The 26,092-nt window shown below is 67.6% G+C and carries 22 protein-coding genes; 12 read left to right on the top strand and 10 right to left on the bottom strand.

Annotated elements, in window-relative coordinates; genetic code table 11:
- Positions 1-15 precede the first annotated feature (15 nt).
- Positions 16-606 (bottom strand): YbhB/YbcL family Raf kinase inhibitor-like protein, encoded by a 591-nt coding sequence (locus tag NY1_RS19975; RefSeq protein WP_084535148.1) that lies wholly within the window; start codon positions 604-606, stop codon positions 16-18.
- A gap of 158 nt (positions 607-764) precedes the next feature.
- On the opposite strand from NY1_RS19975, the gene NY1_RS19970 reads away from it, so the two are divergent.
- Entirely contained in the window at positions 765-1,268 is a 504-nt protein-coding gene (locus tag NY1_RS19970; RefSeq protein WP_067715345.1) for a PaaI family thioesterase, read from the top strand.
- Between the two features lie 65 nt (positions 1,269-1,333).
- Here the strand turns inward: NY1_RS19970 and NY1_RS19965 are convergent, their stop codons facing one another.
- The 3 genes from NY1_RS19965 to NY1_RS19955 are packed head-to-tail and all read right to left on the bottom strand — an operon-like array spanning position 1,334 to position 4,485.
- Positions 1,334-2,167: a DUF72 domain-containing protein gene (locus NY1_RS19965; RefSeq protein ID WP_084535130.1), complete on the bottom strand. Its 834-nt coding sequence runs from the start codon at positions 2,165-2,167 to the stop codon at positions 1,334-1,336.
- A gap of 10 nt (positions 2,168-2,177) precedes the next feature.
- Positions 2,178-3,692, bottom strand: coding sequence for a glycerol kinase GlpK (gene glpK / locus NY1_RS19960; protein ID WP_067715334.1), 1,515 nt, complete (start codon positions 3,690-3,692; stop codon positions 2,178-2,180).
- A gap of 28 nt (positions 3,693-3,720) precedes the next feature.
- A complete protein-coding gene (locus NY1_RS19955; RefSeq protein WP_067715331.1) occupies positions 3,721-4,485 on the bottom strand; it encodes an IclR family transcriptional regulator in 765 nt (254 codons plus the stop codon).
- 124 nt (positions 4,486-4,609) lie between these two features.
- On the opposite strand from NY1_RS19955, the gene glpK (NY1_RS19950) reads away from it, so the two are divergent.
- From glpK (NY1_RS19950) to NY1_RS19935, 4 genes are all read left to right on the top strand, one after another.
- Positions 4,610-6,142: a glycerol kinase GlpK gene (gene glpK, locus NY1_RS19950; RefSeq protein WP_067715329.1), complete on the top strand. Its 1,533-nt coding sequence runs from the start codon at positions 4,610-4,612 to the stop codon at positions 6,140-6,142.
- A gap of 42 nt (positions 6,143-6,184) precedes the next feature.
- Entirely contained in the window at positions 6,185-7,861 is a 1,677-nt protein-coding gene (gene glpD, locus NY1_RS19945; protein ID WP_157762370.1) for a glycerol-3-phosphate dehydrogenase, read from the top strand.
- Positions 7,862-8,069: 208 nt separating this feature from the next.
- Positions 8,070-8,897 (top strand): MIP/aquaporin family protein, encoded by an 828-nt coding sequence (locus NY1_RS19940; protein ID WP_067715325.1) that lies wholly within the window; start codon positions 8,070-8,072, stop codon positions 8,895-8,897.
- 115 nt (positions 8,898-9,012) lie between these two features.
- Positions 9,013-9,825: a SigB/SigF/SigG family RNA polymerase sigma factor gene (locus NY1_RS19935; protein WP_067715322.1), complete on the top strand. Its 813-nt coding sequence runs from the start codon at positions 9,013-9,015 to the stop codon at positions 9,823-9,825.
- 4 nt (positions 9,826-9,829) lie between these two features.
- Here the strand turns inward: NY1_RS19935 and NY1_RS19930 are convergent, their stop codons facing one another.
- Both NY1_RS19930 and NY1_RS19925 read right to left on the bottom strand, forming a co-directional pair.
- Positions 9,830-10,180 (bottom strand): GerW family sporulation protein, encoded by a 351-nt coding sequence (locus NY1_RS19930; RefSeq protein ID WP_067715318.1) that lies wholly within the window; start codon positions 10,178-10,180, stop codon positions 9,830-9,832.
- A gap of 88 nt (positions 10,181-10,268) precedes the next feature.
- On the bottom strand, positions 10,269-11,267 hold the full coding sequence (locus NY1_RS19925; protein ID WP_067715315.1) for an acyl-ACP desaturase: 999 nt from the start codon (positions 11,265-11,267) through the stop codon (positions 10,269-10,271).
- A 334-nt stretch (positions 11,268-11,601) separates the two neighbouring features.
- Here NY1_RS19925 and NY1_RS19920 point away from each other — a divergent pair, with 334 nt between their 5' ends.
- From NY1_RS19920 to NY1_RS19910, 3 genes are all read left to right on the top strand, one after another.
- Positions 11,602-12,846 (top strand): KasA/KasB family beta-ketoacyl-ACP synthase, encoded by a 1,245-nt coding sequence (locus NY1_RS19920; RefSeq protein WP_067715312.1) that lies wholly within the window; start codon positions 11,602-11,604, stop codon positions 12,844-12,846.
- 127 nt (positions 12,847-12,973) lie between these two features.
- A complete protein-coding gene (gene fadD32 / locus NY1_RS19915; protein ID WP_157762390.1) occupies positions 12,974-14,866 on the top strand; it encodes a long-chain-fatty-acid--AMP ligase FadD32 in 1,893 nt (630 codons plus the stop codon).
- Between the two features lie 101 nt (positions 14,867-14,967).
- Positions 14,968-15,870 (top strand): DUF5995 family protein, encoded by a 903-nt coding sequence (locus NY1_RS19910; RefSeq protein ID WP_233434394.1) that lies wholly within the window; start codon positions 14,968-14,970, stop codon positions 15,868-15,870.
- Position 15,871: 1 nt separating this feature from the next.
- Here the strand turns inward: NY1_RS19910 and NY1_RS19905 are convergent, their stop codons facing one another.
- Entirely contained in the window at positions 15,872-17,203 is a 1,332-nt protein-coding gene (locus tag NY1_RS19905; protein ID WP_067715306.1) for a GGDEF domain-containing protein, read from the bottom strand.
- A 129-nt stretch (positions 17,204-17,332) separates the two neighbouring features.
- Between NY1_RS19905 and NY1_RS19900 the strand changes: the two genes are divergently transcribed.
- A complete protein-coding gene (locus NY1_RS19900) occupies positions 17,333-18,139 on the top strand; it encodes an SAM-dependent methyltransferase (RefSeq protein WP_067715303.1) in 807 nt (268 codons plus the stop codon).
- A gap of 83 nt (positions 18,140-18,222) precedes the next feature.
- Here NY1_RS19900 and NY1_RS19895 read toward each other — a convergent pair whose 3' ends face one another.
- Together NY1_RS19895 and NY1_RS19890 are read right to left on the bottom strand one after the other, a co-directional pair.
- Positions 18,223-19,650 (bottom strand): MFS transporter, encoded by a 1,428-nt coding sequence (locus tag NY1_RS19895; protein ID WP_067715301.1) that lies wholly within the window; start codon positions 19,648-19,650, stop codon positions 18,223-18,225.
- 134 nt (positions 19,651-19,784) lie between these two features.
- Complete coding sequence (locus NY1_RS19890; RefSeq protein WP_067715298.1) at positions 19,785-20,327, bottom strand: NADPH-dependent FMN reductase; 543 nt, start codon at positions 20,325-20,327, stop codon at positions 19,785-19,787.
- A gap of 277 nt (positions 20,328-20,604) precedes the next feature.
- Between NY1_RS19890 and NY1_RS19885 the strand changes: the two genes are divergently transcribed.
- Positions 20,605-21,711, top strand: coding sequence for a lipase family protein (locus NY1_RS19885; protein WP_067715295.1), 1,107 nt, complete (start codon positions 20,605-20,607; stop codon positions 21,709-21,711).
- A 15-nt stretch (positions 21,712-21,726) separates the two neighbouring features.
- On the opposite strand, the gene NY1_RS19880 is transcribed toward NY1_RS19885, so the two are convergent.
- Positions 21,727-22,785: an AraC family transcriptional regulator gene (locus NY1_RS19880; protein ID WP_067715290.1), complete on the bottom strand. Its 1,059-nt coding sequence runs from the start codon at positions 22,783-22,785 to the stop codon at positions 21,727-21,729.
- A 108-nt stretch (positions 22,786-22,893) separates the two neighbouring features.
- Here NY1_RS19880 and NY1_RS19875 point away from each other — a divergent pair, with 108 nt between their 5' ends.
- Both NY1_RS19875 and NY1_RS19870 read left to right on the top strand, forming a co-directional pair.
- The gene (locus NY1_RS19875) at positions 22,894-24,363 is read left to right on the top strand and encodes a flavin-containing monooxygenase (RefSeq protein WP_067715288.1); all 1,470 of its coding nucleotides are present in this window, start codon (positions 22,894-22,896) and stop codon (positions 24,361-24,363) included.
- A 26-nt stretch (positions 24,364-24,389) separates the two neighbouring features.
- Positions 24,390-26,087, top strand: coding sequence for a GMC oxidoreductase (locus NY1_RS19870; protein ID WP_067715285.1), 1,698 nt, complete (start codon positions 24,390-24,392; stop codon positions 26,085-26,087).
- The last annotated feature ends 5 nt before the right edge of the window (positions 26,088-26,092 follow it).

The following is a 26,092-nucleotide window of genomic DNA, read 5'->3' as shown; positions in this document are numbered from 1 at the left end:
TTTCTCTCTCTCCCGCTACCGCTGCGCACGAGCCGTCAACTGCCCGTACCCGATCACGTGACTGTTCATCGTGAACGTCGCCACGGCGGGCGGCGTACTCGCCGGCAATTCCAGGCTCGCCGTATCCAGCGCGACGACCGTGATCACGTACTCGTGCGCCCTGTCCCCGGCCGGCGGGCAAGGACCCAGATACCCGGTCGCCCCGGCATCGTTCGTCCCCGCGACACCCACCGCCCCGCCTCCGAACTCCTTAGCCTGCACCGGAATATCCCAGTTCAGCCAATGCCAGAACCCGCTCCCCGTCGGCGCATCCCGATCGAACATCGTCACCGCGAAACTCCGCGCCCCCTCCGGAACCCCCGACCATTCGATCCGCGGCGCCCGCCCGGCCTCGCTGCACCCGAACGCATTCGCCCAGAACCCCCGCGGAATCGCCTCCCCGGCACCGATATCGGCACTACGGACCTCGAATCGCGCAGCGGTATCGGGAATCCCAGACCGCACGCTCACGCCCGAAGTCCCGGCCTCGCCACTCTCGGCGCCACACCCACCGGTCCCGACCGCCACCCCGATAACCGCGGCGATGGTTCCTACAGTGCGCTTCATGACGTCCTCCAACAGCTCTCTGGCTCCTTGCGTGGGCATCATTGAAACAGAGCGGTTCCAAGATATGAAACTGCTTTCCCAATATATGAGACCTAAGGCGAAGTGGCTCGAAGCCTAGTCTCTTGTCGTCAACCCCGAACCCACGTTAACTTCCGTAAATGACCGACGCCCCCGCCCCGCAGCCCCTACCCCTAGGTGACCGCTTCGCCGAGGGCCCCTTCCCGCCCCACCACCCCGGCTGCTTCGGCTGCGGCCCCGCGAACCCCGCCTCCCCCCGAATCACCTTCCAACGCCAAGGCAACCTGGTAAAAGGAACCTTCACCCTGGATCTACGCCACCAGGGCGCCCCCGGCGTAGCCCACGGCGGCATCCTCGCCGCCGCCCTCGACGAAGCCTCCGGCGCCGTCCTCGTCCCCCTCCAACTCCCCGCCGTAACCGCGAAACTAGACGTCACCTACTCCACCCCCGCCCGCCTCCACCGAGAACTCCAAGTCACTTCCCACCTAGTCACCCGAACCGGCCGAAAACTCTTCATCCACGCCGCCATCACCGACAACGAAACCCCGATAGCCTCCGCCGACGCCCTCTTCATCGAAGTACCCCCCACCCACTTCCTCCAGTTCGGCGCCACCCCCGGCGAACTCCCCAGCGTCGGGGTCTAACAGTCGAGTGGCACACCAGCGCGCTAGAATCGGGCAAATCCCCTCGATGGTGTGCCGCTCGACTATCAGAACAGGGTGGGTGGGTCGGTGGGGATCGGGTGGGGGAGGGGAGCTAGGGCGGGGACGAGGGCTCGGACTTCGTCGTGGAAGCGGCGGGCGAGGGTGCGGGCTTGGGCGTTGTCGGGGGTGTGGATGAAGACGGTCGGGGAGCGGCCCTCGCGGAGCCAGGCGGCGACGGTGTGGACCCAGGGCTGCCAGCCGGCGATGGTGGTCGCGGCGTCGTCGCGGCCGTGGTAGCGGACGATCGGGTATTCGGTGAGGGCTTTCGCGCGGCGCGGGACTCGCGGTTTCTTCGCGTAGGCCTCTTGTTCGGCGGGGCTGACGGGAGGCGTCGCGAAGAGGACGGTGGTGTCGAACGGGATCCATTCCGAGCCGGTATGTTCCAGCAGCGCTTCCAATTGGGCTATGGCTCTGGGGTTTTCGAAGAAAGCGGGATGACGGACTTCGACAGCCGTCCGGTAGTGCGATGGCAGCCCCTCGAGCAGGTTCGACAGCGCGCGCAGGTCGGTGAACGATGCCGGCAGCTGAATCCAGAGGGCGTGCAGGCGGCGGCCGAGGGGTGCGATCGCGTCGAGGAAGCTGTTCATGTCGTCGTCGATGCCGGACAGGCGGCGGTCGTGGGTGACGGTGCGGGGCAGCTTCATGACGAAGCGGAAGTCGGGATCGGTTTGGCGGGACCAGGACTCGACGGTGCGGCGCTGCGGAGTCGCGTAGAAGGTGGTGTTGCCTTCGACGGCATTGCACCAGGAGGAGTAGGCGCGCAGGCGCTCGGCCGGGGGTAGCGGCTTTTCCTGCCATTCCGGGTGTGTCCACATTGCGCATCCCACGTGCAGCCGCATACCTGCCACGTTAGGTCAAGGACTTCTTGGGCCGCAGCCAACCGAAGGTAAGCTCCACGGCTCGGCGCCAATTGTCGTACTCCTCGGCACGCAGTGTCGGATCCATGCGCGGCGTCCACTGCGCGGCGACTCGCCAGTTGTGCCGCAGACCTTCGAGATCCGGCCAGTAGCCGACCGCGAGTCCCGCCGCGTAAGCCGCTCCGAGGGAAACGGTTTCGGCGACTATCGGGCGCATGACCGGTATGTCGAGCACGTCGGCGATGATCTGCATGAGCAGGTTGTCCGACGTCATACCGCCCGCCACGCGCAGCGCCTCGGCATGCAATCCGGAGTCGGCGTTCATGGCCTCGACCACGTCCCGGGTCTGCCAGGCGGTGGCCTCCAGCACCGCTCTGGCGATGTGCCCCTTGGTGATATACGACGTGAGCCCGATCAGCAGACCGCGCGCGTCACTGCGCCAGTGCGGCGCGTACAGCCCGGAGAAGGCGGGCACGAGATAGCATCCGCCATTGTCTTCGACTGTGCCCGCGAGGGTTTCGATCTCCGGCGCGCTCGCGATGAGCCCGATATTGTCGCGCAGCCACTGCACCAGCGACCCGGTGACCGCGATCGGCCCTTCGAGCGCGTACACCGGCTCCGAACCCACCTGATATCCGATGGTGGTGAGCAGCCCGTGCTTGGATCGCACCAGCTCCCGCCCGGTGTTCATGAGCAGGAATCCGCCTGTGCCGTAAGTGCATTCGGTCTCGCCGGGCGCGAAACAGGTCTGACCGAACAGCGCCGCGTGCTGATCCCCCAGCGCCGCCGCGATCCGCACCCCCGGCACCGCCTTGCGCGCTATCCCGAAGTCCCCGGTGGACGGTTCGATACGCGGCAGCATGGCGGCCGGGACATCGAAGAAGCGCAGCAGTTCCGCGTCCCAGTCCAGGGTTTCGAGATTCATCAGCAGCGTGCGCCCGGCATTCGTGACATCGGTGACGTGCACGCCGTGATCGGCCCCGCCGGTGAGATTCCAGATCAGCCAGGTCTCCATGGTCCCGAACAGCACCTCGCCGCGTTCGGCCCGCGCCCGCAGCCCGGGCACCGAATCGAGCAGCCAACGCAAGCGCGGTGCGGCGAAGTAGGTGGTCAGCGGTAGGCCGCAGAGTTCCCGAATACGTTCCGCCCCAGGCCTTTCCCGGAATTCGGTGACGAGTTCCTCGGTGCGCACGTCCTGCCAGACGATGGCCCGCCCGATCGGCGTCCCGGTATTGCGGTCCCAGACGACGGTCGTCTCACGCTGATTCGCGATGCCGGTCGCCGCCACCTGATCGACGGTGATCCCCGAATCCCGCAGTGCCGCAGGCACGATGCGCTCCACGTTCCGCCAGATCTCCAGCGCGTCCTGCTCCACCCAGCCCGGTCGCGGGTAGTACTGCCGTTGCTCGCGCTGCGCCACCCCGGCCAGCCGCGCGCGCTGATCGAACAGGATGCATCGGGTGGAGGTGGTGCCCTGATCGATGGCCAGCACATACCGTTGCGTCATTCGCGCGCGCTCCTGTCGTCTGCGAAAGTCATTGTGCGCCACCGAGATCACGGGAGACAGCGGCAGCGGCGTCGCGCACCTGGACGACGAGCGGCGGCCGGAAGCGAAGTTGCCCGTCGCAGAGGTGATCGATCGGCCCGGTGATCCCGATCGCGCCCACCACCAGTCCGCCGCGCCCGCGAATCGGCGCCGCGATGCCCGCCTCCCCGGCCCGGAACTCTCCGATATCCCCGGCCCAGCCGGTGCGCCGGACCTCGGTGAGCACCCGCCCGAGCGCCGCCCGATCGGTGAGGGTGCGATGGGTGAGCGCGGGCAGTTCCGCCTCCCGCACCGCGGCCGACAGCTGAGAATCGTAGGCCAGCAACACTTTTCCGAGCGCGGTCGCGTGCGGCGGCAGCATCTCGCCGACCTCGAGGGCCTGTTCGCTGTTGTCCGGCCGGAAGACGTGGTGCACGACGGACACCCCGCCGTTCACGAGCGCGGCGATCCGCACCGACTCGCCGCTGCGCGCCGCGAGCGCGTCCGCGCGATTGATGGCACGCGACCGCAACTCATTGGCATCCAGCATGCCGCCGCCCAATTCCCGCAGCGCCGACCCGAGCTGATACTTCCCGCTGGCCAGGTCCTGATCCACGAACCCGACGCCCTGCAGCGTGCGCAATATGCCGTGCACGGTCGGTTTCGCCAGTCCGAGCGCGGCGGCGATCTCGCCCACGCCCATGCGCCCGGAGCCGCGCGCGAGCAGCCGCAGGACGGCGGCGGCGCGTTCGATCGACTGGATCGGTCCGGGCATATCGGAAACCTATCAGCAAACCGTTCGGCATTGTCGAACGGCAACCCTGGGCGACATCACGATCACTTCCTAACGTGGACGTCGGGCGTAGTGACTCAATGACGAGTTTCCGGGAAGGACCACGATGACGCAGTACGTCGGAGCCATTGATCAGGGCACCACCAGCACCCGCTTCATGGTTTTCGATCACGGTGGGAATGTGGTTGCCCGCCACCAGCTCGAGCACGAGCAGATCCTGCCGCAGGCCGGCTGGGTGGAGCACAATCCCGACGAGATCTGGGAGCGCACCCGCACCGTCATCAAGAGCGCCCTCGCCGGGGCGAACCTCACCGCGAAAGACCTCGCCGCGGTCGGCGTCACGAATCAGCGGGAGACCACGATCGTGTGGAACCGCAAGACCGGGCGGCCGTACTACAACGCCATCGTCTGGCAGGACACCCGCACCGATCGCATCATCGCCGAGATCGAGAAGGCCGGGCATACGGAACTGATTCGCGGCCGCGCCGGACTACCGCCGGCCCCGTACTTCTCCGGCGGCAAGCTGAAGTGGATCCTCGACAATGTCCCGGGCGTGCGGGCCGCCGCCGAACAGGGCGACGCGCTCTTCGGCACCCCCGACACCTGGCTGATCTGGAATCTTACCGGCGGCGTGCACGGCGGCGTCCATGTCACCGATCCCACGAACGCCTCGCGCACGATGCTGATGGATCTCGAAACCCTGGACTGGGACGAGGAATTGCTCGCCGTGTTCGGGGTGCCGCGCGCGATGCTGCCGCGGATCGCCCCCTCGGCGAACCCTGAGACCTTCGGCACCACGAATCCGGACGGTCCGTTCAAGGGCGCGGTGAAAATCGCCGGTGTCCTCGGCGATCAGCAGGCCGCGACCGTCGGGCAGGTCTGCTTCCGGCCCGGTGAGGCGAAGAACACCTACGGCACCGGGAATTTCCTGATGCTGAATACCGGTACCGAGATTGTGCACTCGAAGCACGGACTACTGACGACCGTCGCCTACCAATTCGGCGACGAGAAGCCGGTTTACGCCCTCGAAGGGTCCATCGCGGTCACCGGCTCGGCCGTGCAGTGGCTGCGCGATCAGCTCGGAATCATTTCCGGCGCAGCGCAGATCGAGAATCTGGCGCGCCAGGTGCCGAACACCGGCGGCGTGTACTTCGTGCCCGCTTTCTCCGGCCTGTTCGCCCCCTACTGGCGGGCGGACGCGCGCGGCGTGATCGTGGGCCTGTCCCGGTTCTCGAACAATGCCCATCTCGCCCGGGCGACCCTCGAATCGATCTGCTATCAGACCCGCGACGTGGTCGAGGCGATGCAGCAGGACTCCGGCGTGCAGCTGGACACGCTCCGGGTGGACGGCGGCGTGACCGCGAACGAACTCGCGATGCAGATCCAGGCCGACTTCCTCGGCGTCCCGGTCTCGCGGCCGGTCGTGCCCGAGACGACCGCGCTCGGCGCGGCCTACGCGGCCGGACTCGCGGTCGGGTTCTGGAAGAACACCGACGAACTCGTGGCGAACTGGCACGAGGACAAGAACTGGCAGCCGACCTGGAGCGAGGAGCAGCGGCAGCGCGGATACGCGCGCTGGCTGAAGGCCGTCTCGCGCACGCTCGACTGGGTCGATCTCGACGATGACGAGATGGACTGACCCGCAATGACTTACCGCACCGACGACAACAAGGAGCATGTCGTGTCCGCACATCTGGATCCCGCCTACCGCGCCCGCGCGATCGATTCGCTGGGTGACACCGAGATCGACGTCCTCGTCATCGGCGGAGGTGTGACGGGCGCCGGCGCCGCACTCGATGCCGCCTCGCGCGGCCTGTCCGTCACCCTCGTCGAGGCCCGCGACTTCGCCGCCGGCACCTCGAGCCGGTCCTCGAAACTGATCCACGGTGGCCTGCGCTACCTCGAGCAGTACGACTTCGCGCTCGTGCGTGAGGCTTTGAAGGAACGCGGGCTGCTTTTGAACAAGCTCGCCCCGCACCTCGTGCACCCGGTGTCCTTCCTCTTCCCTCTCCAGAAGCACTACGAGCGCTTCTACATCGGCGCGGGCATCGCCCTCTACGACACGATGGGCGGCGCGCGCTCGGTGCCGATGCACCGGCACCTGAGCCGTTCCAGCGCACTGGATCTCGCGCCCGCTCTGAAGGAAGACGCCATGACCGGCGCGATCCGCTACTACGACGCGCAGGTCGACGACGCCCGCCATACGATGATGGTCGCCCGGACCGCGGCCCAGCACGGCGCGACCGTCCTGACGCGCACGAAGGTGACCGGTCTGCTCCGCGAAGGCGAGCGGGTCGTCGGCGCGAAGGTGACCGATCTGGAAACCGGTCTGGAGCACAGCATCCGGGCGAAGACGGTCATCTCGGCGACCGGCGTCTGGACCGACGACATGATCCGGATGACCGGCGTGGACTTCCCGTTCCATGTGCGCATGTCGAAGGGCGTGCACATCATGGTGCCGCGCGAACGCCTGAATATGGACACCGGCCTGGCGATGAAGACCGAGAAGTCGGTGCTCTTCGTAATCCCGTGGGCCGAGCACTGGATCATCGGCACGACGGATACCGACTGGACCCTGGACAAGAACCATCCGACCGCGAGCGCGGCGGATGTCCAGTACATCCTCGACCATGTGAATTCCCTGCTCCGCGAACCGCTTACGCGCGCCGATATCGTCGGTACGTACGCCGGTCTGCGCCCGCTGATGACGGGTGCGTCGAAGGAGACCTCGAAGCTTTCTCGGGAGCACGCGGTCGCCGAACCGGCTCCCGGCCTGTTCGTGATCGCGGGCGGGAAGTACACGACCTACCGGGTGATGGCCTCCGACGTGATCGATGCCGCCGCGGAACGTCTCGGTAGCGATGTCGCGCCGTCCGTCACCGCGAACCTGCCGATCCTCGGCGCGGTCGGCTACCAGGACATGCTCGACGATCTCGCCGGTGTCGCGGCGCGCGCGGAGGTCCCGGTCGCGGTCGTCGAGCATCTGCTCGGCCGGTACGGTTCGCTCGCGAACGAGATCTTCGATCTCATCGCCGCGGTTCCCGAACTCGCGCAGCCGATTCCGGGCGCGGAGGATTACATCGCCGCGGAGGCCGTCTACGCGGTCACGCACGAGGGCGCGATGCATCTCGACGATCTCCTTACCCGCCGTACCCGGATCTCGATCGAGGTTCCGGACCGTGGCCTGAAGGCGGCTCCCGAGATCGCCCGCCTTATCGCCCCGCACCTCGGGTGGGATGACGACCGTACGAACGCCGAGACGAATCGCTACTACGACCGCGTGCACGCGGAGCTCGCGGCGAACGAGGCGAACGACGACGAGGCGGCGAACGCGGCCCGCCTGGTCGCCGTGAGCTGATCTTCCCGGAGATCGATCGATAGACCGAAAGCGCTGTGCCGGAAGGGATTCCGGTGCAGCGCTGGTCGTCGTTCCGTCGGCTTTCCGCCCCTTTCGCCGGTTTGTTTCCCGGCTCCCGAGGCCCTAGCGTGTTTCTAGAGATTTGCCAGACGAAAGACCGTAGAGTCTTTTTCGGCATCGCAGCGACCGCCGACCGGGAGGCGCAGTTATGGACTTCAGCTCGATTTTTCTAAGTGAAGCACTAGGCACGGGAGTGCTGATCCTGCTCGGTGCGGGCGTAGTAGCGAACGTATTGCTGGCTAGGTCGAAGGGTCTCGACGGCGGCTGGCTCCTGATCACTTTCGGCTGGGGCCTCGGCGTCTTCGGCGGCGTCTACGTCGCCTATAAGACCGGCGGCCATCTGAACCCGGCCGTCACTATCGGGAATCTCTTCGCCGGCGCCGAGGAGTACGCCCCCGGCGTCCCCGTGAACTTCACGAATACGGTCGCCTATATCTCCGGCCAGCTCGTCGGCGCCTTCCTCGGCGCCTGCCTCGCCTTCCTCGCGTATAAGAAGCACTTCGACGCCGAGCCCGACGATACGAAGAAGCTCGCCGCCTTCGCGACCGGCCCGGCGATCCGCTCCTACCGCTGGAACTTCCTTACGGAAGTGATCGCGACCTTCGCCCTCGTCTACGTAATCCTCGCCTTCGGCCATACCCCGAGCGGCCTCGGCCCCCTCGCCGCCGCCCTCCTCGTCGTCGGTATCGGCGCCTCCCTCGGCGGCCCGACCGGCTACGCGATCAATCCCGCCCGCGACCTCGCCCCCCGCCTCGCCTACGCCCTCCTCCCGACGAGCCGCCCCGCGAACGTCCTCCCCGAGCGCATCCCCGCCGACATCTCCGCCGGCGGTTCGGCCGAGCGCATCCCCGAACAGCTCCCGGCGAACGCCACCCCCGGCCACAAAACCGCCGACTGGTCCTACGCCTGGGTCCCCGTTTTCGGCCCTCTGCTCGGTGGCGCACTCGCGGGGTTGACCGCCCAGGTCTTCCTCTGAGTCAGGCGCCGACCGGCTAAACATCTTTGTGTCTCATTTCACATAACTATTTGGATACGCGGGCGGGCGGGTAACCGGTCATGGTCCGAGTTCATTCGAATAGAGGAAATCGGAGATGAGCACTGATATGGCGACTTTTTCCGAAGTACCCGGTAATGCCCGCGCGCGACGTGATCCCTACGACGACATCGAGCCCTGGCTCGCCGAACTGGCGGCGTTCGATACGGACGACCCCGGACGGCCGGTGCTGCGGGAGCGGATCATCGAGCGGTGCCTGCCGCTCGCCGAGCACATCGCGCGACGGTTCGCGGGGCGGGGAGAGGCGTTCGAGGATCTGCTGCAGATCGCCCGGGTGGGGCTGGTGCTGGCCGTCGACCGGTTCGATACGACGCGCGGCACCACGTTCCTGTCGTATGCGGTGCCCACGATCATGGGCGAGGTGCGCCGGCACTTCCGCGATACGAGTTGGTCGGTGCGGGTGCCGCGCCGGCTGAAGGAGCTGCATCTGCGGATCACCGCGGTCACCCCGGAGCTCGCGCAGCGGTTGAATCGGATGCCGAACGCGGGCGATCTGGCGGCCGAGCTCGGCACCGATCGCGAGGAGATCGCGCAGGCCCTGGTGGCGGCGAACGGCTACAGTCATGATTCCCTGGACGCGGAGCTCGAAACCGAAAGCACCGCAAAGGTTTCCCGGCTGCACACGCTCGGCGTCGAGGAACCGGCCTACGACCTGGTCGACGAAACCCTCACCGTGGAGCCCCTGCTGGACACCCTCTCCGACCGCGAACGCACCGTGCTGGAACTGAGCTTCTTCCAATCGCGGACGCAGTCGCAGATCGGCGCCGAACTGGGCGTTTCCCAGATGCAGGTCTCCCGAATCCTGAACCGCACCCTGCGCACCCTGCGCGAACGCGCCCTCGCCGCGTGACGGGCTATTCGATCGACGCCGGGCTCCCGGCCACCAGCCGGACGATCCGCACGGCGGCGAACAGCGCCGCCACCGCCACGATGCCCGCCACGGTGACGACGTGTTCGACATTCACCGCGGGCACCCAGCGCACGCTGCCGTCCCGGATCACATAGGCCCCGACCGGTTTCGCGCCGAGTCCGAAACCGGCGCCGGACCCTTCGGCGCCCTCCTGGACGCCGCCGCCTCCACCGCCGCCCCCGGCGATCGCCGAGACGGGGATGACGGTGGTGCCGTCGTGCTCGACCGGTTCGGCGAAAACCCGGTGGCTGGTGAGGGATTCGCGAGTGGCGGACAAGAGCTCTTGAACGTTCATGGTGCGGCCTCCATCGGGGACCGGCCTGAACCGCCGGTCGCTGCGGCTCATTCCATTGTCGGGCCCCCGATGGCGGCGTGGTGCGGGTTCAGCCGATCAGGATCGATTCCTTGTCCGCGCGTTGGGCTTCGCGGGCCAGGGAGCGGTCGCGCTGTTCCTCGAAGCGGACCACGTCGCGGCGCAGCTTGTCGAGGTAATCGCCCAGGTTGTTGCGGATTTCGTCGCCGCGGGGGCCGAAGTCGTTGCGTTCGAAGACATTCCACTTCTTGAGTACCGGCATGATCACCTCTTCGAGGTGCTGGCGCAGGTCGTAGATGCCGTGCTTGGCCATCAGCACACCGTTGCGGCGGAAGTTCGGCATGCCCGCGCCGGGCATCTGGAAGGTCATGATGATATTGGAAATCGCCTCCATGGCCTGGTCGGGGGACAGGTCCAGCGCCGCGCCGCAGAGATTGCGGTAGAAGATCATGTGCAGGTTTTCGTCGGCGGCGATGCGCTGCAACATTTTGTCCGCTATGGGGTCATTGCACACTTTGCCGGTATTGCGATGAGAAACGCGGGTCGCTAATTCCTGGAAAGTGACATAAGCGACGGAATACATGAATCCGGCAGCCGTGTACGCCGCCTGGGTGCCGACATAGTTCTTGATGAGATTGGCCGACCGGTAGCCATTGGTCATATGCACCATGCGCGCGTTCTCCAGTGCCACCGGATCCACCCCGCGGGTCACCACGAGATAGTCGCGAATCACGATGCCGTGCCGGTTCTCCTCGGCGGTCCAGCGGCCCACCCAGGTGCCCCAGGCGCCGTCCTGGGAGAAGTTCTCGGCGATTTCCCGGTGATAGCTGGGCAGATTGTCCTCGGTGAGAAGATTGGTGATCATGGCGGCCTTGGCGACCTCACTGAGTTGCGATTGCTTCGGATCCCAATCGATCCCGCCCATTGCTGCGAAGTTGCGGCCTTCCGTCCACGGCACATAGTCGTGTGGATGCCAATCCTTGGCCATGGATAGATGCCTGTTCACATTCTGCTCGGCGATCGGCTCCAGCTCGATGAGCAACTCGAGCTGAGTGAGATTCCTGGCCACGGTCGTGCGCCTCCCTTGAAATGGCTCGTCGCTGCGGAATGATGGTGGAGATCAACGCCTGTCAGCCGGAATGGCCGGCAGTGGAACGAGGGGATTCCAGGCGATCGCCGCGTCGGCCGCGGGGGAGCATCCGAGGGGAATCCGGGATGCCCGCGTGTCCATGAGGAGACTGGTCGGCTTCGCCTCAGATAATCTAGCCCAGTTCGCCCGAGATTGGCTTCACACCCCGCCGAAGTTCTCCACGGTGGGTGCGTTCGCTAGTTGCAAAACAGTCCTTGACAGCCCACGCGGATCGAGTCCTGGTTCGCCGGAGCATTGCTACGGAGAGTGAACAATGCAGACGCCCAACCGAAGGAAGTTCCCCGATGTCGTCGTGACCTCCCTCGCCGCCACCACCTCGATCGCCGGTGATGTCGACTCCACCTGGAAGGGACTGCTCAACGGCGAGAGCGGAATCGACGTCCTGGAAGACACCTTCCTCGACGATTTCGACCTGCCGGTGCGCATCGGCGGCCACCTCAAAGTCGAACCGGGCACGGCCCTCACCCGTGCGGAGACCCGGCGCTGGTCCTACGTCGAGCAGATGGCCGCCGTCCTGGGCCGCGAGGTCTGGCGCAATGCCGGCAGCCCGGAGGTCGACGGCGACCGGCTCGGCGTCGCCATCGGCACCGGCCTGGGCGGCGCGGAGGTGCTCATGCAGGCCCGCGACCGGCTGCAGGCGGGCGGCTACCGCAAGGTGTCGCCGATGACCGTGCAGGCCATCATGCCGAACGGCCCGGCGGCCGTGGTGAGTTGCGAGCTGGGCGCGAGGGCCGGTGTGACAACGCCGGTTTCGGCTTGTTCGTCCGGTTCCGAGGCGATCGCGAACGCCTGGCGGATGATCGTCATGGGCGATGCCGACATGGTCGTCACCGGCGGCGTGGAGGGTTCCATCCAGGCGCTGCCGATCGCCGGCTTCTCCATGATGCGCGCCATGAGCACCCGCAATCACGACCCGAAGGGCGCCAGCCGGCCCTTCGATTCCGATCGCGACGGCTTCGTCTTCGGCGAGGCGGGCGCGCTGATGATCATCGAGACCGAGGAGCACGCCAAGGCGCGCGGCGCGAAGATCCACGCCCGCATCATGGGCGCGGGAATCACCTCCGACGGTTTCCATCTCGTCGCCCCGGACCCGGAGGGCAGCGGCGCCGCCCGGGCCATGTCCCGCGCCATGGAACACGCCGGGATCACCAAAGCCGATGTCTCCCATATCAATGCGCACGCCACCGCCACTCCGATCGGTGACTACGCCGAGGCTAACGCCATCAAGCAAGCGGTGGGCAACCACGCTGCGGTGTACGCGCCGAAGTCCGCTCTCGGGCATTCCATCGGCGCCGTCGGAGCCCTCGAATCGGTCATCACGGTGCTGAGCGTGCGCGACGGAATCGTCCCGGCCACTCTCAATTTGGACAATCAGGACCCCGAAATCGACCTGGACGTGGTCAAGGGCACGGCACGGACCGGTCAGTACGACTACGCGCTCAACAACTCCTTCGGCTTCGGCGGTCACAATGTCGCCATCGCCTTCGGCCGGTACTGAGTGACGTACGAATCGACACCCTGTTAGAGTTCTCCAGCCCCAGCTACTTCCGGGCCTTCGTGTCGATCTTTGTTCGGTGTCACTGCACAGCCACGCTCGGCTGTGAGTTGAAAAAGGATAGGGAATGATCGGCGAGACTTTCGATGACTATCTGGACGAGCACGGCAATATCAGGATTCCGGCCAACCAGACCATGATCGACCTGGTCGACAAGCACACGGTGGCGGCCGGAGACGAGCTCGCCTACCGCTTCGTTGACTATTCGCGCGAACGCGACGGCGAGCGTTCCGAACTCACCTGGAACGAGTTCGGCGTCCGGCTGCGTGCGGTGGCCGCCCGGCTACAGCAGGTCACGCAGCCGGGCGACCGGGTCGCCATTCTGGCGCCGCAGGGCCTGGAGTACGTCGTGGCCATGTACGCCGCGGTGTACGCGGGCAATATCGCGGTGCCCCTGTTCGATCCGGACGAGCAGGGCCACTCCGACCGATTGCACGCCGTCCTCGCGGACTGCACGCCCTCGGCCATCCTCACCGTCGGCTCCGCCGCGGCCGGGGTGCGCGAGCTGTTCAAGAACCTGCCCGCGCCGCAGCGCCCGCGAATCATTGCGGTGGAGGCGATTCCGGACAGCGTGGGCGCGACCTGGGTGCGGCCGGACATCAATGTGGATTCGGTGGCCTACCTGCAGTACACCTCCGGGTCCACCCGCACGCCGGCCGGTGTGGAGATCACGCACCGCGCGGTCGGCACGAATCTGCTGCAGATGGTGAACGCCATCGGCATCACAGAGAAGGCGCGCGGCGTCACCTGGCTGCCGCTGTTCCACGACATGGGCCTGCTCACGGTGATCCTGCCGACCATCGGCGGCAAGTTCATCACCATCATGTCGCCGAGCGCCTTCGTGCGCCGCCCGTACCGCTGGATCAAGGAACTCGCGGCACAGGAGGACGGGGCCGAGATCTTCGCGGCCGCACCGAATTTCGCCTTCGAGCACGCGGCGGCGCGCGGTCTGCCAAAGCCGGGCGAGGAGCTGGACCTGTCCCGGGTGATCGGCCTGATCAACGGCAGCGAGCCGGTGTCGGTGACCTCCATGCAGAAGTTCAACGACGCCTTCGCGCCGTACGGGCTGCCCAAGACCGCCATCAAACCCTGCTACGGCATGGCGGAAGCGACGCTGTTCGTCTCGGCGACCCGGCGCGACGACGAGGCGCGGGTGGTCTACGTCGACCGCGGCGAACTCAATGCCGGGCGCATGACCGAGGTGACCCCGGACGCGCCGAACGCGGTGGCCCAGGTGTCCTGCGGCTATGTGGCGCTGTCGCAGTGGGCGGTGATCGTGGATCCGGAGACCGGCGCCGAGAAGGCGGACGGCGAGGTCGGCGAGATCTGGCTGCACGGCAACAATATGGGCGTCGGCTACTGGGGGCGGCCGGAGGAGACCGTGGCCACCTTCAAGAACCGGCTGGTCACCCGGCAGCCGGCGGGCAGTCACGCCGAAGGCGCCGCGCCGGACGCGATCTGGATGCGCACCGGGGATTTCGGGTCGTATCTGGACGGCGAGCTCTACATCACCGGCCGGGTCAAGGATCTGGTGATCGTGGACGGGCGCAATCACTATCCGCAGGATCTGGAGTACTCCGCGCAGGAGTCCAGCACCGCGCTGCGGCCGGGATTCGTTGCGGCCTTCTCGGTTTCGGCGAACCAGTTGCCGACCGAGGCGTACGCGCCGAACGGCGTCTCGGTGAAGCCGGATCCCGGCGATGCCGCCGAGGCGCTGGTGATAGTGGCCGAACGCGGCACGGGCGCGGCCAAATTGGATCCGGAGCCGATCACCGAGACCGTGCGGGCGGCCATCGCCAAACGGCACGGGGTGCAGGTGCGCGATCTGCTGCTGGTGCCCGCGGGTTCGATTCCGCGCACCTCCAGCGGGAAGATCGCCCGGCGGGCCTGCCGGACGGCGTATCTGGAGGGCACGCTGCGCGGCGGATATCAGCAGCGCGACTTCCCGGACGCGTCGGACTGAGGCCGGTGTGAGCGCCGGGCCGATTGCTGCGATCGGCCCGGCGCTGACACGGCGTTCGCGTGGAACGCGCGAGAGCAGACCGGTCTGTACACTCCTGCTCCGTGTGGAAACTCGCCCGGATCGGGCTCCTCATCGCGATGAGCGCAGCGGCGGCGCTGCTTTCCGGGCCGGTGGCCCTGGCCCAGCCGGCGGCCGGCTCCCCGGCGCCCGAGACGGTCTGCGGTTCGCCCCTGTCGGCGGCCGAGCTGGACACCATTGCGCGACTATCGAATACCGGTGATCTGACCGGAGACGCGTTGCAGCGCTTGACCATCGCCGTCGAGCGCAATCACGAGATCACCGAAATCCTCATCGCGCACCGGGATCGGCGGGGGCTGTTCGGCATCGGGCTGGACGGCGTCGAGCAGGCGGCGGTCATGCCCCTGCAGAACGATCCGGGGGCCTTCCACGATCGCGAGTACGCGCACGCCATCAGCCTGGAACTGCTGAGCCGGTACCTGAACAATCTGCACGCCGCCTTCACCGGCGGCACCGTGGAACCGCACTGGGCGCGCTACTTCGAATTGGCCGGGGACTGCACCGTTTCCGGCGCGCAGGCGGCCATGGCCGGATACAGCGCGCACCTGGCCGTTGACCTCGCCTACTCCATCGCCGCGGTGCACACCCGGCCGGACAATGCCGACGACTACTTCAAGATCGTCGCCGCCATCGCGGGCGCGGGCGAGGTGATCGTGGACCGCACCAAGGAGGTCTATCAGGCCGACCTCGGGCCGCTGTGGCGCTTCTACTTCTTCGGCGAGGGCCTGGATCTGCTGCTCGGCAAGGGCGTCGCGACCAAACCGCTGCTGGTCGCGGCCGACCTCGGGGCGAATGTGGTGATCTTCGGAAACGGCCTGGCGCTGCAGGATCCGGTGCTGCACGATCCCACCGTGCTGGAGATCCAGGCGCTGACCGCGGCGGCGGACGTGGCCTTCCAGGTGCTGGCCCAGCTGCGCGCGCTCTGACTCAGGGCCGGGTCCGGGACGGCCCGCGCCCGATCGCCTTGGCCAGATACATCTCGTAGTCGGCGGCCTGCAGCAGATCGTCGGCCGTGGTGTCGCCCGCGCGATCGGCCGCGATGCCCACGCTCGCGGTCACCGTCAGCCGCCGGCGCGTCACCTCGAACGGCCGGCTGAACGAGCGTCGCACGCAGCGCGCGATACCTTCAACGGTCCCAACCGATTCCGGCTCGGTGGCCCCGGAATCCGGGATCAGGATCACGAATTCGTCGCCGCCCATGCGCGCCACCAGCTGGCCGGGGCCGGTGGCGCAGCCGGTCAGCCGCGCGGCGGCTTGCACCAGCAGCTCGTCGCCGACCGCGTGCCCGAAGGTGTCGTTGATGGCCTTGAATCGGTCGAGATCCACGTAGCAGAGCCCGATCCGGGCCTCCGGATCGGTGAAGGCTGCCGCCAGCGCGTCGAAGAAGCGGGAGCGATTGGCCAGCCCGGTGAGCTGATCGTGGTGGGCGCGATAGCGCAGCCGCTCGGCCAGCACCCGCTGCTCGGAGATGTCCTCCACCAGGATCAGCGTGTACTGCGGCAGGCCCTGATCGTCGCGGATGAGCGAGACGTTGATCTTCGTCCAGACCGTGCGGCCGTCCTTGTGCGGATAGGCCTTCTCCATGTGCACGTTGTCGACATCGCCGCGCAGCACCGACGCGTACAGGCCCCACATGTCCGGATCGTCGGCGGGATGGCCGAGGTCGGTCACCGACAGCGCGCACATCTCGGCCTGGGTGTAGCCGAGCATGTCCGCGAACGCGGTATTGACCTCGATGATGCGCCCGGTCATATCCGAGAGCCCGGTGCCGATCCCGGCCTGCGCGAACACCGCCCGGAAGCGAGCTTCGCTGGCGCGCAACTGTTCCTGCACCCGTTGCCGCGCCGCGATATCGGCCATCCGCACGCTTTCCTGTTCGGCCAGCAGCCATTCCCGGAAGGCCCGCACATAGCCGGTGGTGAACGCGCCGATCAGTTCCGCGGCGCGGGCGGCCGGAATCTCCTGCTGCCCAGCGAGATACGCAGTCAGCACCCGGATACTGCGGCCCAGCACCTCGTCGCCGACGAAATGCGCCCGCGCCAGTTCCGCGCCGAGTTCGCCGACCTTGGCCGGGGATTCGGCGCTGCGCGCCACCGCGTCCAGCTCGCGGGCGATGCGCTGCAGCAACGCCCGGGCTTCGGATCGGCTCATGGGCACCACGTGATCGCGGGCTCCGCGTGTCAACGCGGCTACCCACTCCTGCACCACTGCGGCGTGCGGGCCACCCTGCTCCGGCCCCACCCCGGGATCCGACGCCATGGAGATCGATGGTAGCCCGACCGGTCGGTGCTCGCTTCGCCTGCCCTCCTGGCGAATATTGGGATACCATTGCGGCGCTTCACGATTGGCTCTGACCACGTGCTATTTCAGCGGGAAGATGGGGATCCGATGACCAGACCGAGCTGGGCGCCCGAAGGCATCGACTTGGACCGCCCGAGCGCGTCGCGGGTCTACGACTACTTCGTGGGCGGGATGCACAATTTCGAGATCGATCGCCAGCTGGCGCGCATGATCGAGCAATTCACCCCGAATGTCGCCGAGACCATGCGCGCGAACCGGGATCTGCTGCGCCGCTGCGTCCGGTATCTCACCGATGCCGGCATCGATCAGTTCCTGGATCTGGGGTCGGGCATCCCGACCGTCGGGAATGTGCACGAGGTCGCCCAGGCCCGCAATCCCGAGGCGAAGGTCGTCTACGTCGATATCGACCCGGTCGCGGTGGCACACAGCCAGGCCATCCTGGCCGACAATCCGCTCGCCCAGGTGGTGCACGCGGATGTGGCGGATCCGGCGGCGATCCTGGCCGATCCGGCGGTCACCAAGCTGATCGACTTCAGCCGGCCGGTGGCGGTGCTGCTGCTGGGCGTGCTGCACTTCGTGCCCGACGACGCCGATCCGGCGGGTGCGGTCGCGCGGCTGCTGGAAGGGTGCGCGTACGGCAGTTACGTGGCGATCACGCACGCCACCGCCGACGGGCAGCCGCCGGAGGTGCTGGAGGCGCAGAAGCTGTCGGGGCGGACCTCCACCGAGATCGTGCTGCGCAGCCGCGCGGAGATCGCGACCTATTTCCTGGACTGGACCCTGGTCGATCCCGGGCTGGTGCATCTGCCGCTGTGGCGTCCGGACAATGCCGCCGATGTGGGTGAGCATCCGGAGCGGTCCGGGGCGTACGGCGGGCTGGCGCGCAAGGACTGACCTCCTACGGAGGCGGAGAGCAAAGGTGGCGTCGTGCTGAGGCACGACGCCACCTTCGTTGTGTTCGATTGTCCGGCAGGGGATCACGCGGTGGCAGGCACCTCCGATCGGGCGGGCCGGCGGAAGGTGAGCACCGCCAGGAGCGCAGCGACGGCGGCAATGACGGCGGCCGTGCGGAACGCGGCGGCGAAACCATCGGTGAGCGCGAGCACGTCACCGAGGTGTTCGGCCCCGGCCGCCGACGCGATGGCGGTGGCGACGGCCAGGCCGAGCGCCGAACCGATCTGGTACCCGGTGTTCACGATGCCCGACGCCAGTCCGCCCTCCTCCGGCGCGGCGGCCGAGATGGCCGTCTGCAGGGACGGGACGAAGGCCAGGGACATGCCGAGCGCCGCGACCAGCGAACCGGGCAGCACGTCGACCCAGAAATTGCCGTCGGCGCGGATGAACGACAGCCACACCAGCCCGGCCGCCAGGATCAGCAAACCCGAGATGATCATGGTGCGGGCGCCGAAGCGGGCGAACAGCTTCGGGGACAGGGCGATCATTCCGGCCATGATGAGCGCCGTCATGGGCAGCAGCGCCGCGCCGGACGGGAAGGCCGAGTAGCCGAGCACCTGCTGCAGGTACAGGTTCAGGAAGAACCACATCGGCACCCACGCCGCGCCCAGCAGCACCTGGGCCAGGTTCGCCGCACCGAGATCGGGGGCGCGGAAGATGGCCAGCGGCATGAGCGGTTCCCGGCGCCGCCGCTGAATCACCACGAAGGCGGCCAGCAGGACGACGGCGAGCGCGAACACGCTCAGGGTGGCGGCCGAGAGCCAGCCGCTCTCCGGCGCGCGGACGACGGCGAACACGGCCGCGCCCAGACCCAGGGTGGCGGTGAGGCCGCCGAGGATGTCCACCGAACCGTGCGGGGCGAGCGCGCCCTCGGGCAGCAGGGCGGGCGCGGCGAGCAGGGCGATCAGGGCGATCGGGATATTGATGTAGAAAACCCAAGGCCACGAGGCATATTCGGTGATGAGACCGCCCAGGAAGACACCGGCGGTGCCGCCGGCGGGCGCGGCCGCGCCGTAGACCGCGAACGCCTTGGTCAGCTCACCCGGGTTCGATCCGAACAGCATCATGAGCAGGGTCAATGCGGACGGTGCGATGAGCGCCGCGCCCGCACCCTGTACGCCACGGCCGATGAGCTCCAGCGTCGCGGAGTTCGCCAGCCCCGCCACCAGTGATCCGGCGCCGAGGACGGCCCAGCCGAGCTGGAAGATGCGCCGGGCGCCGACGATGTCGGAGAACTTGCCGCCGAGCAGCAGCAGGCCGCCGAACACCACCACGTAGGCATTGAAGACCCAGGACAGGTTCTCCTGCGAGAAGCCCAGGGAGGTCTGCATTTCCGGCAGGGCGACGCCGATGATCGAGGTGTCCATGATGACCATGAACTGGGCCAGGGCGATGAGGGACAGGGCGACCCACCGTCGTGCGGACGGTGGCGCCGAAGTGCTGGTGGACATGGGGATCACTCCTCGGGGGCGGCGGCCACAGGCGCTGTGCCGCTGGGCAATTCGGACCCCCCATGTATACCCATGGGGGGTACCTGAATTGAAGACCTCGGCAGAGTGATTGATTTCATACCCCTGGGGGGTACTCAAACTGGGCGAACGTGTGCGATGAGCGCCTCCAGTGCGGCGGAAAGCCGTTCCCGCGTCTCGGCATCGGTCACCAGCCCGTCCGCGCCGACCATCTGGCTCAGCACGGTGATGCGCCCGCTCGCGGCCTGGACCAGTTCCGCGCCGACATAACCCAGCACTGTGCGCAGCGTTGCCACCGCCTCGTCGCCCCGGCCCTCGAACGCGACATTCACATAGGCGACCGGCTTTTCGTGTAGATCGGCCGCACCCACCGTCCATTCCAGAAGGTTCTTGAGACTGCCCGGAATCATCCCCGCGTACTCGGGACTGCAGATCAGCACCGCATCGGCCGCGCCGAGCTGCTTGTGCAAGTCCTGGACGACGGGCGGCTCGGGCTCCTCGCCGGGCACGAACTGCGGCAGGTCTCGCAGTCCGTCATAGAGCAGGGCCTCGACCCCCTCCGGCGCCAGTGCCGAGATGGTCCGCAGCGCGGCCGTATTCGTGGATCGATCCCGGGTGCTACCGGAGATCAGCAAGATGCGCAGGGGTGTACTCACCATTGCGGGAACGTACCCGGCCGAGCTGCTATTTCGGTGCGCTGATCCCGCCAGATGGGGGCCCGGGGGTCACACCCCCGGACCCCCTCTTCCTTCTTGGGGGCGGAGCCCCCGGAACTCCCGGTCCCAATGTGTGGGAGTAGCTGCGACATAACCTGTCACACTCTCTCATTTTAGGTATCGTGGCTTCATGCCGCGCTGTCCGAGACAGTTATGACGATTCGGATTCGGTTGCGCGACAAGTGCATAGCAAGTGTTTGTGCTGAAAGGGCAGGCAACGATGACTGCGAACACCGATCCGGGCCGGCTGCTGTCGGCCAAGCCCATGTCGGCGAAGATGCTCCCCGGATTGCGGCTTCCGGCCCGCGCCTGGCGCATCGAATACACCTCCACGGACGCGCACGGCGAGCCGAACCGGGTGACCGGGACGGTGCTGGTGCCGCGGGCGCCCTGGCGCGGTGCGGGCACCCGCCCGCTCACCGGCTACGCCGTCGGCACCCAGGGCATCGCGCATAAAGTCGCCGCCGCGTCCTGGCAGCTGCGCTGGGGTCTGGAATACGAATCGCTGTTCATCCGCGCCGCCCTGCGCCGCGGCTGGGCGCTGGTCGTCACCGACTATCCCGGCCTGGGCAATCCGGGCACGCATCCGTACGTGATGGGCCGCGCCCTCGGTCCCGCCGTCCTGGACAGCATTCGCGCCGCCCGGCGGCTGAACGCGGCTCGCCTCGACCCGGACGGCCCGGTCGGCATCTACGGCTATTCCGAGGGCGGCTGCGCGGCCGGCTGGGCGCTGCAACTGCAGCCCACCTACGCGCCGGAACTCACCATCGCCGGCGGCGTGGTCGGTTCCGCCCCGTCCGATCTGGCCGACATGATCGCCTTCCTGGACGACAGCCCGTACGCCTTCCTGCTGTTCTACGGCGTGCTCGGTCTCGACGCCGCCTATCCGGAACTCGATGTCCTGCAATACCTCAAGCCCTCCGGCAAGGCTCTGGCCGCACTCTTCCGCCGCACCCACGTCATCCCCGCCGCGGTGCTGGGCGTGGGCGTCGGCGCGGTGCTGCCCAAGAAGGTCACCACCTACTGCCACCGGCTGCCGTTCGAGGTGCCCGCGGTCAAGCGCAAACTGCGCGAGAACTCCCTGGGCGCACTGGCTCCCGCCGCCCCCGTGCTGGTCGCGGGCGGCACCGCCGAGCAGATCATCCCGTATCCGCAGGCGGTCAAGCTGGCCGAGGACTGGAAGGCGCTCGGCGTGGACGTCACCATGCTGAGCATGCAGGGCCGCGAACACATTACCGGCGCAATGGCTTTCGCCGGGCCGGCGATGCGCTTCCTCGCGGAGTCCTTCGAGCAGTCCAGAACCACCGCACTGCCCAAGGGCGCGTAAGCCCCGGGGAGGGAATCAGGTCGGACGCTGCGCGCGCCGATACGCTGCGGGCGTCGTTGCTGTCCAGCGTTTGAAGGCGTGGATGAACGGCGTCGCTTCGGCATAGCCCAGGCGAATCGCTATGTCGTCCACCGAGAGTGGGGTGGCGGAGAGCATCTCCTCGGCCAGGGCTTGGCGGACCTCGTCGAGCAGGGCGCGGTAGGAGGTGCCTGCCGCTTCCAGGTGCCGGCGCAGGGTGCGCTGGCTGAGGTTGAGTTCGCGCGCCACCGCGTCGAAGGTGAGCGGGGCGGCGAAACCCGTTGTGCCGGAACCGGGTAGCAGCCGATCACGCACCTCGGCGGCGATACCGGTGCGTGCGCTGCGCCGGTGCAGCAGGTCGCGGCACTGCGCCACGCACACCGCCCAGGTGGGCTGATTCGCCTGGGGGAGCGGCTGGGTGAGCAGATCCGGGTCGATGCCGAACATGGTGTGCGCCCGCTCGAAGCGGGGCCGCACGCCGAACAGCGATTCCAGCCGCCCGGCCTGATCGCTTGCCGGATAACCGAATTCGGCCCGGGTGAGATCGACGCGCGCGCCGATCAGATCGCTCATCACCCGATGCATGGCCACGATGTCGCGCTCCACCAGGAACTGCTGCACATCGACCGGCACGGTGTCGTGGTGAATCCAGGTCACCACCTCGCGCGGCCGCGATTCCACGATCGGCGTGCAGAAGGCGAAGCCGAGCCGGTAGTAGCGCAACGCGAGCGAAATCGCTTCCCGCAGCGTGGGACTGGTGACGCACGCGTACCCGAAGATCCCGAAGGTGCTGATCCGGTAGCGCCGCCCCACCTCCACCCCGAGCGCGGGCACATGCGCCAGTTCGCGCACCAGATTGCGCACCACGGTCAATTCGGTCTCGGCCGGTATCTGGGCATCGGGATCGCTCAGCACCCCCGCGCTCAGCCTGGTGCCCGCGAGCACCCGTTCGGCGGCCACCCCGTGCTCGGCGGCGAACTCGGCCATCACCGCCACGCTGGCGGTGCCGCGCGGGAAATGCCAGGTCCGGACGTCGGGTTCCTCGACCGTACTCATGCGTCGATTATGGCCGAATCTATGGATTTTCTGGCCGTCTCGCTTTCCCGCCGCGATATCCGCAGGTCGTAGCGTCATTGTCGACCACAGCGCAGTGAGGAGACGACCATGAGCGGCACCGGTTCCGGCCCGTCGATCATCATCATCGGCACCGGGTTCGGCGGCATCGGCATGGCCATGGAGCTGACCCGGGCCGGATTCCACGATTTCGTGCTGCTCGAACGCGGTACGGACGTGGGCGGGGTGTGGCGGGAGAACACCTACCCGGGCGCGGAATGCGATGTGCCGTCGCCGCTGTACTCCTTCTCCTTCGAGCCGAACCCGGACTGGTCCAAACGCTGTGCGCCGCAGGCCGAGATCCAGCGCTATCTGCGCGGGCTGACCGAGAAGTACGGGCTGCTGGACAAGATCCGTTTCGGAGCCGACGTCACGGCGGCCGAATACGACGATGCCACGGGCGAATGGACCGTACGTCTCGCCGGGGGAGACGTACTGACCGCGGCCGTGCTGGTGTCGGCGGTAGGCCAGCTGTCACGCCCGGCGGTACCGAACATCCCCGGCGGCGAAAGCTTCGCGGGCGCGGCCTTCCACTCCGCCGCATGGGATCACTCGGTCGAGCTGACCGGCAAACGCGTCGCCGTCATCGGAACCGGAGCCAGCGCGATCCAATTCGTGCCCGCCATCCAGCCGCGGGTGGCGAGCCTGACCCTGTTCCAGCGCAGCGCCACCTGGATCCTGCCCAAGCCGGACACCGACTACGACGCCACCCGCCGGGCCCTGTTCCGGCGCCTGCCGCCGGTGCTGCTGGCCGAACGCCTGGCCTGGTGGGCGCTGTGCGAGACGGTGTCGCTGAGCATCGTCGACATTCCGGCCATCCGCCCGCTGGTCAGCGGCATCAGCAAGCGGCACCTGGCGAAACAGGTGGCCGATCCGGACCTGCGCGCCAAGCTGACCCCCGACGCCCCGCCCGGCTGCAAGCGCGGACTGTTCTCCAACGACTATTTCCCCGCGCTCACCCAGCCCAATACGCGGGTCGAGACCACCGCGATCACCGAGATCACGCCGACCGGCGTCCGCACCGCCGACGGGACGCTGCACGAGGTCGACGTGATCATCTACGGCACCGGGTTCAAGGGCACCGAATTCCTCTGGCCGATGACCGTGACCGGCGCTCAGGGTCGCAAATTGCACGATGAATGGTCCGGCGGCGCAAAGGCTTTCAAGGGCATCACGGTTTCCGGTTTCCCGAACATGTTCCTGCTCTACGGCCCGAACACCAATCTCGGCGCGGGGTCGATCGTGCACATCATCGAATCCCAGACCCGCTATATCCGTCAGGCTGTGGCCCTGCTCGCCGACCGGCCCGGGCACGTGCTCGAGGTGCGCCCGGAGGCGGAAGCGGCCTACGACAACCGGATTCAGGATCGCCTGGGCCGTTCGGTGTGGAACTTCTGCACCAGCTGGTACCGCAATGCCGCCGGGCGCATCACCAACAACTGGCCGGGCACCGTCACCGGATACCGGCTGGAGACGCGACGACTGGATCCGGCCGACTACCGCCTGACGCGGGTCGGCTGAGCGACAACGGATTTCGAGGAGTGCACATGCGTTTCGACTACGACGTCATCGTCATCGGCTCCGGATTCGGCGGCAGCGTGAGCGCGCTGCGACTGACCGAGAAGGGCTACCGCGTCGGCGTGCTGGAGGCCGGCCGCCGCTTCGCCGATCACGAATTCGCAAAGACATCGTGGCGTGCCCGGCAGTTTCTGTGGGCTCCGGCGCTGGGCTGCTTCGGAATTCAACGCCTGACCTTGTTGAAGGACACCTTCGTCATGAGCGGCGCGGGCGTGGGCGGCGGTTCCCTGGTCTACGCCAACACCCTCTACGAGCCGCCGGAGAAGTTCTACGCCGACAAGCAGTGGGGCCATATCACCGACTGGAAGGACGAGCTGGCCCCGCATTACGACCAGGCCAAACGCATGCTGGGCGTGACCGTGAACCCGGCCACCACCCCCACCGACCGGGTGCTGCGCGAGGTCGCCGAGGAGTTGGGCGTCGCCGGCACCTACCAGCGCACCCCGGTCGGCGTGTTCTTCGGCGGGCCCGGGCGCAAACCCGGTGAGGACGTGCCCGATCCGTTCTTCGGCGGCGTCGGCCCGGACCGGCGCGCCTGCACCCATTGCGGCGAGTGTATGACCGGCTGCCGCCACAATGCCAAGAACACCCTGGTCAAGAACTACCTGTACCTGGCCGAAAAGGCCGGGGCCACCGTGCATCCGCTGACTACCGTGGTGAACGTGCGCCCGCTGAACGGCGGCGGCTTCGCGGTCGAGACGGTGCGCACCGGACGCTGGATTCGTAAGCAGCGCAAGGAGTTCACCGCCGAACAGGTGATTTTCGCGGCGGCTTCGCTCGGCACCCAGCGCCTGCTGCACCGCCTGCGCGACCGTGGCTCGCTGCCGCGTATCTCGGACCGGCTCGGCTACCTCTCGCGCACCAATTCCGAAGAGCTGCTGGCGGTCCGCAGCCGGAACGCCGCCAACGATTTCACCAAGGGCGTGGCCATCACCTCGTCCATTCATCCGGATCCGGACACCCATATCGAACCGGTGCGCTACGGCAAGGGCAGCAATGCGCTCGCCGCCATGACCACGGTGATGGTGGGCGGCGAACCGCCGCGTGGGCGGGCCTGGCTGCGCGAGCTGGTGCGCAATCGGCGGGACCTGTTCCACCTGCACGATCCGCGGCGCTGGTCGGAGCAGATGATCGGGCTGCTGGTCATGCAGTCGGTCGACAATTCCATCACCACGTACACCAAGCGCGGGCTGTTCGGCCGCAAACTGACCACCCGGCAGGGCGAGGGCGACCCGAACCCGACCTGGATTCCCGCCGGGCACGAGGTGGCGCGCAAGGTGGCCGCGAAGATCGACGGGATACCGACGGCCAGTGCCAGCAGCAGCATCTTCGATATCCCGATGACCGGTCACTTCCTGGGCGGCTGCGCCATCGGCGATTCCCCGGAGACCGGCGTGGTCGACGCCTATCACCGCCTGTACGGCCATCCCGGGCTGCACGTGATCGACGGCTCGACCATCTCGGCCAATCTCGGGGTGAATCCGTCGCTGACCATTACCGCCCAGGCCGAGCGCGCGATCGCGCTGTGGCCGAACAAGGGCGATGCCGATGCCCGTCCGGAGCCGGGCGCCGGGTATCGCCGGATCGCCCCCATCGCGCCGAAGCGACCCGTGGTGCCGCCCACCGCTCCGGCGGCGCTGCGGCTGCCGATCGTGGGGATCGGCTGAAAGGT

This window comes from Nocardia yamanashiensis NBRC 100130 (assembly GCF_001613325.1).
Classification (GTDB): Bacteria; Actinomycetota; Actinomycetes; order Mycobacteriales; family Mycobacteriaceae; genus Nocardia; species Nocardia yamanashiensis.
Note: the sequence above shows the minus strand (reverse complement) of the source record. Positions and strands in the feature narration are given on the sequence as shown.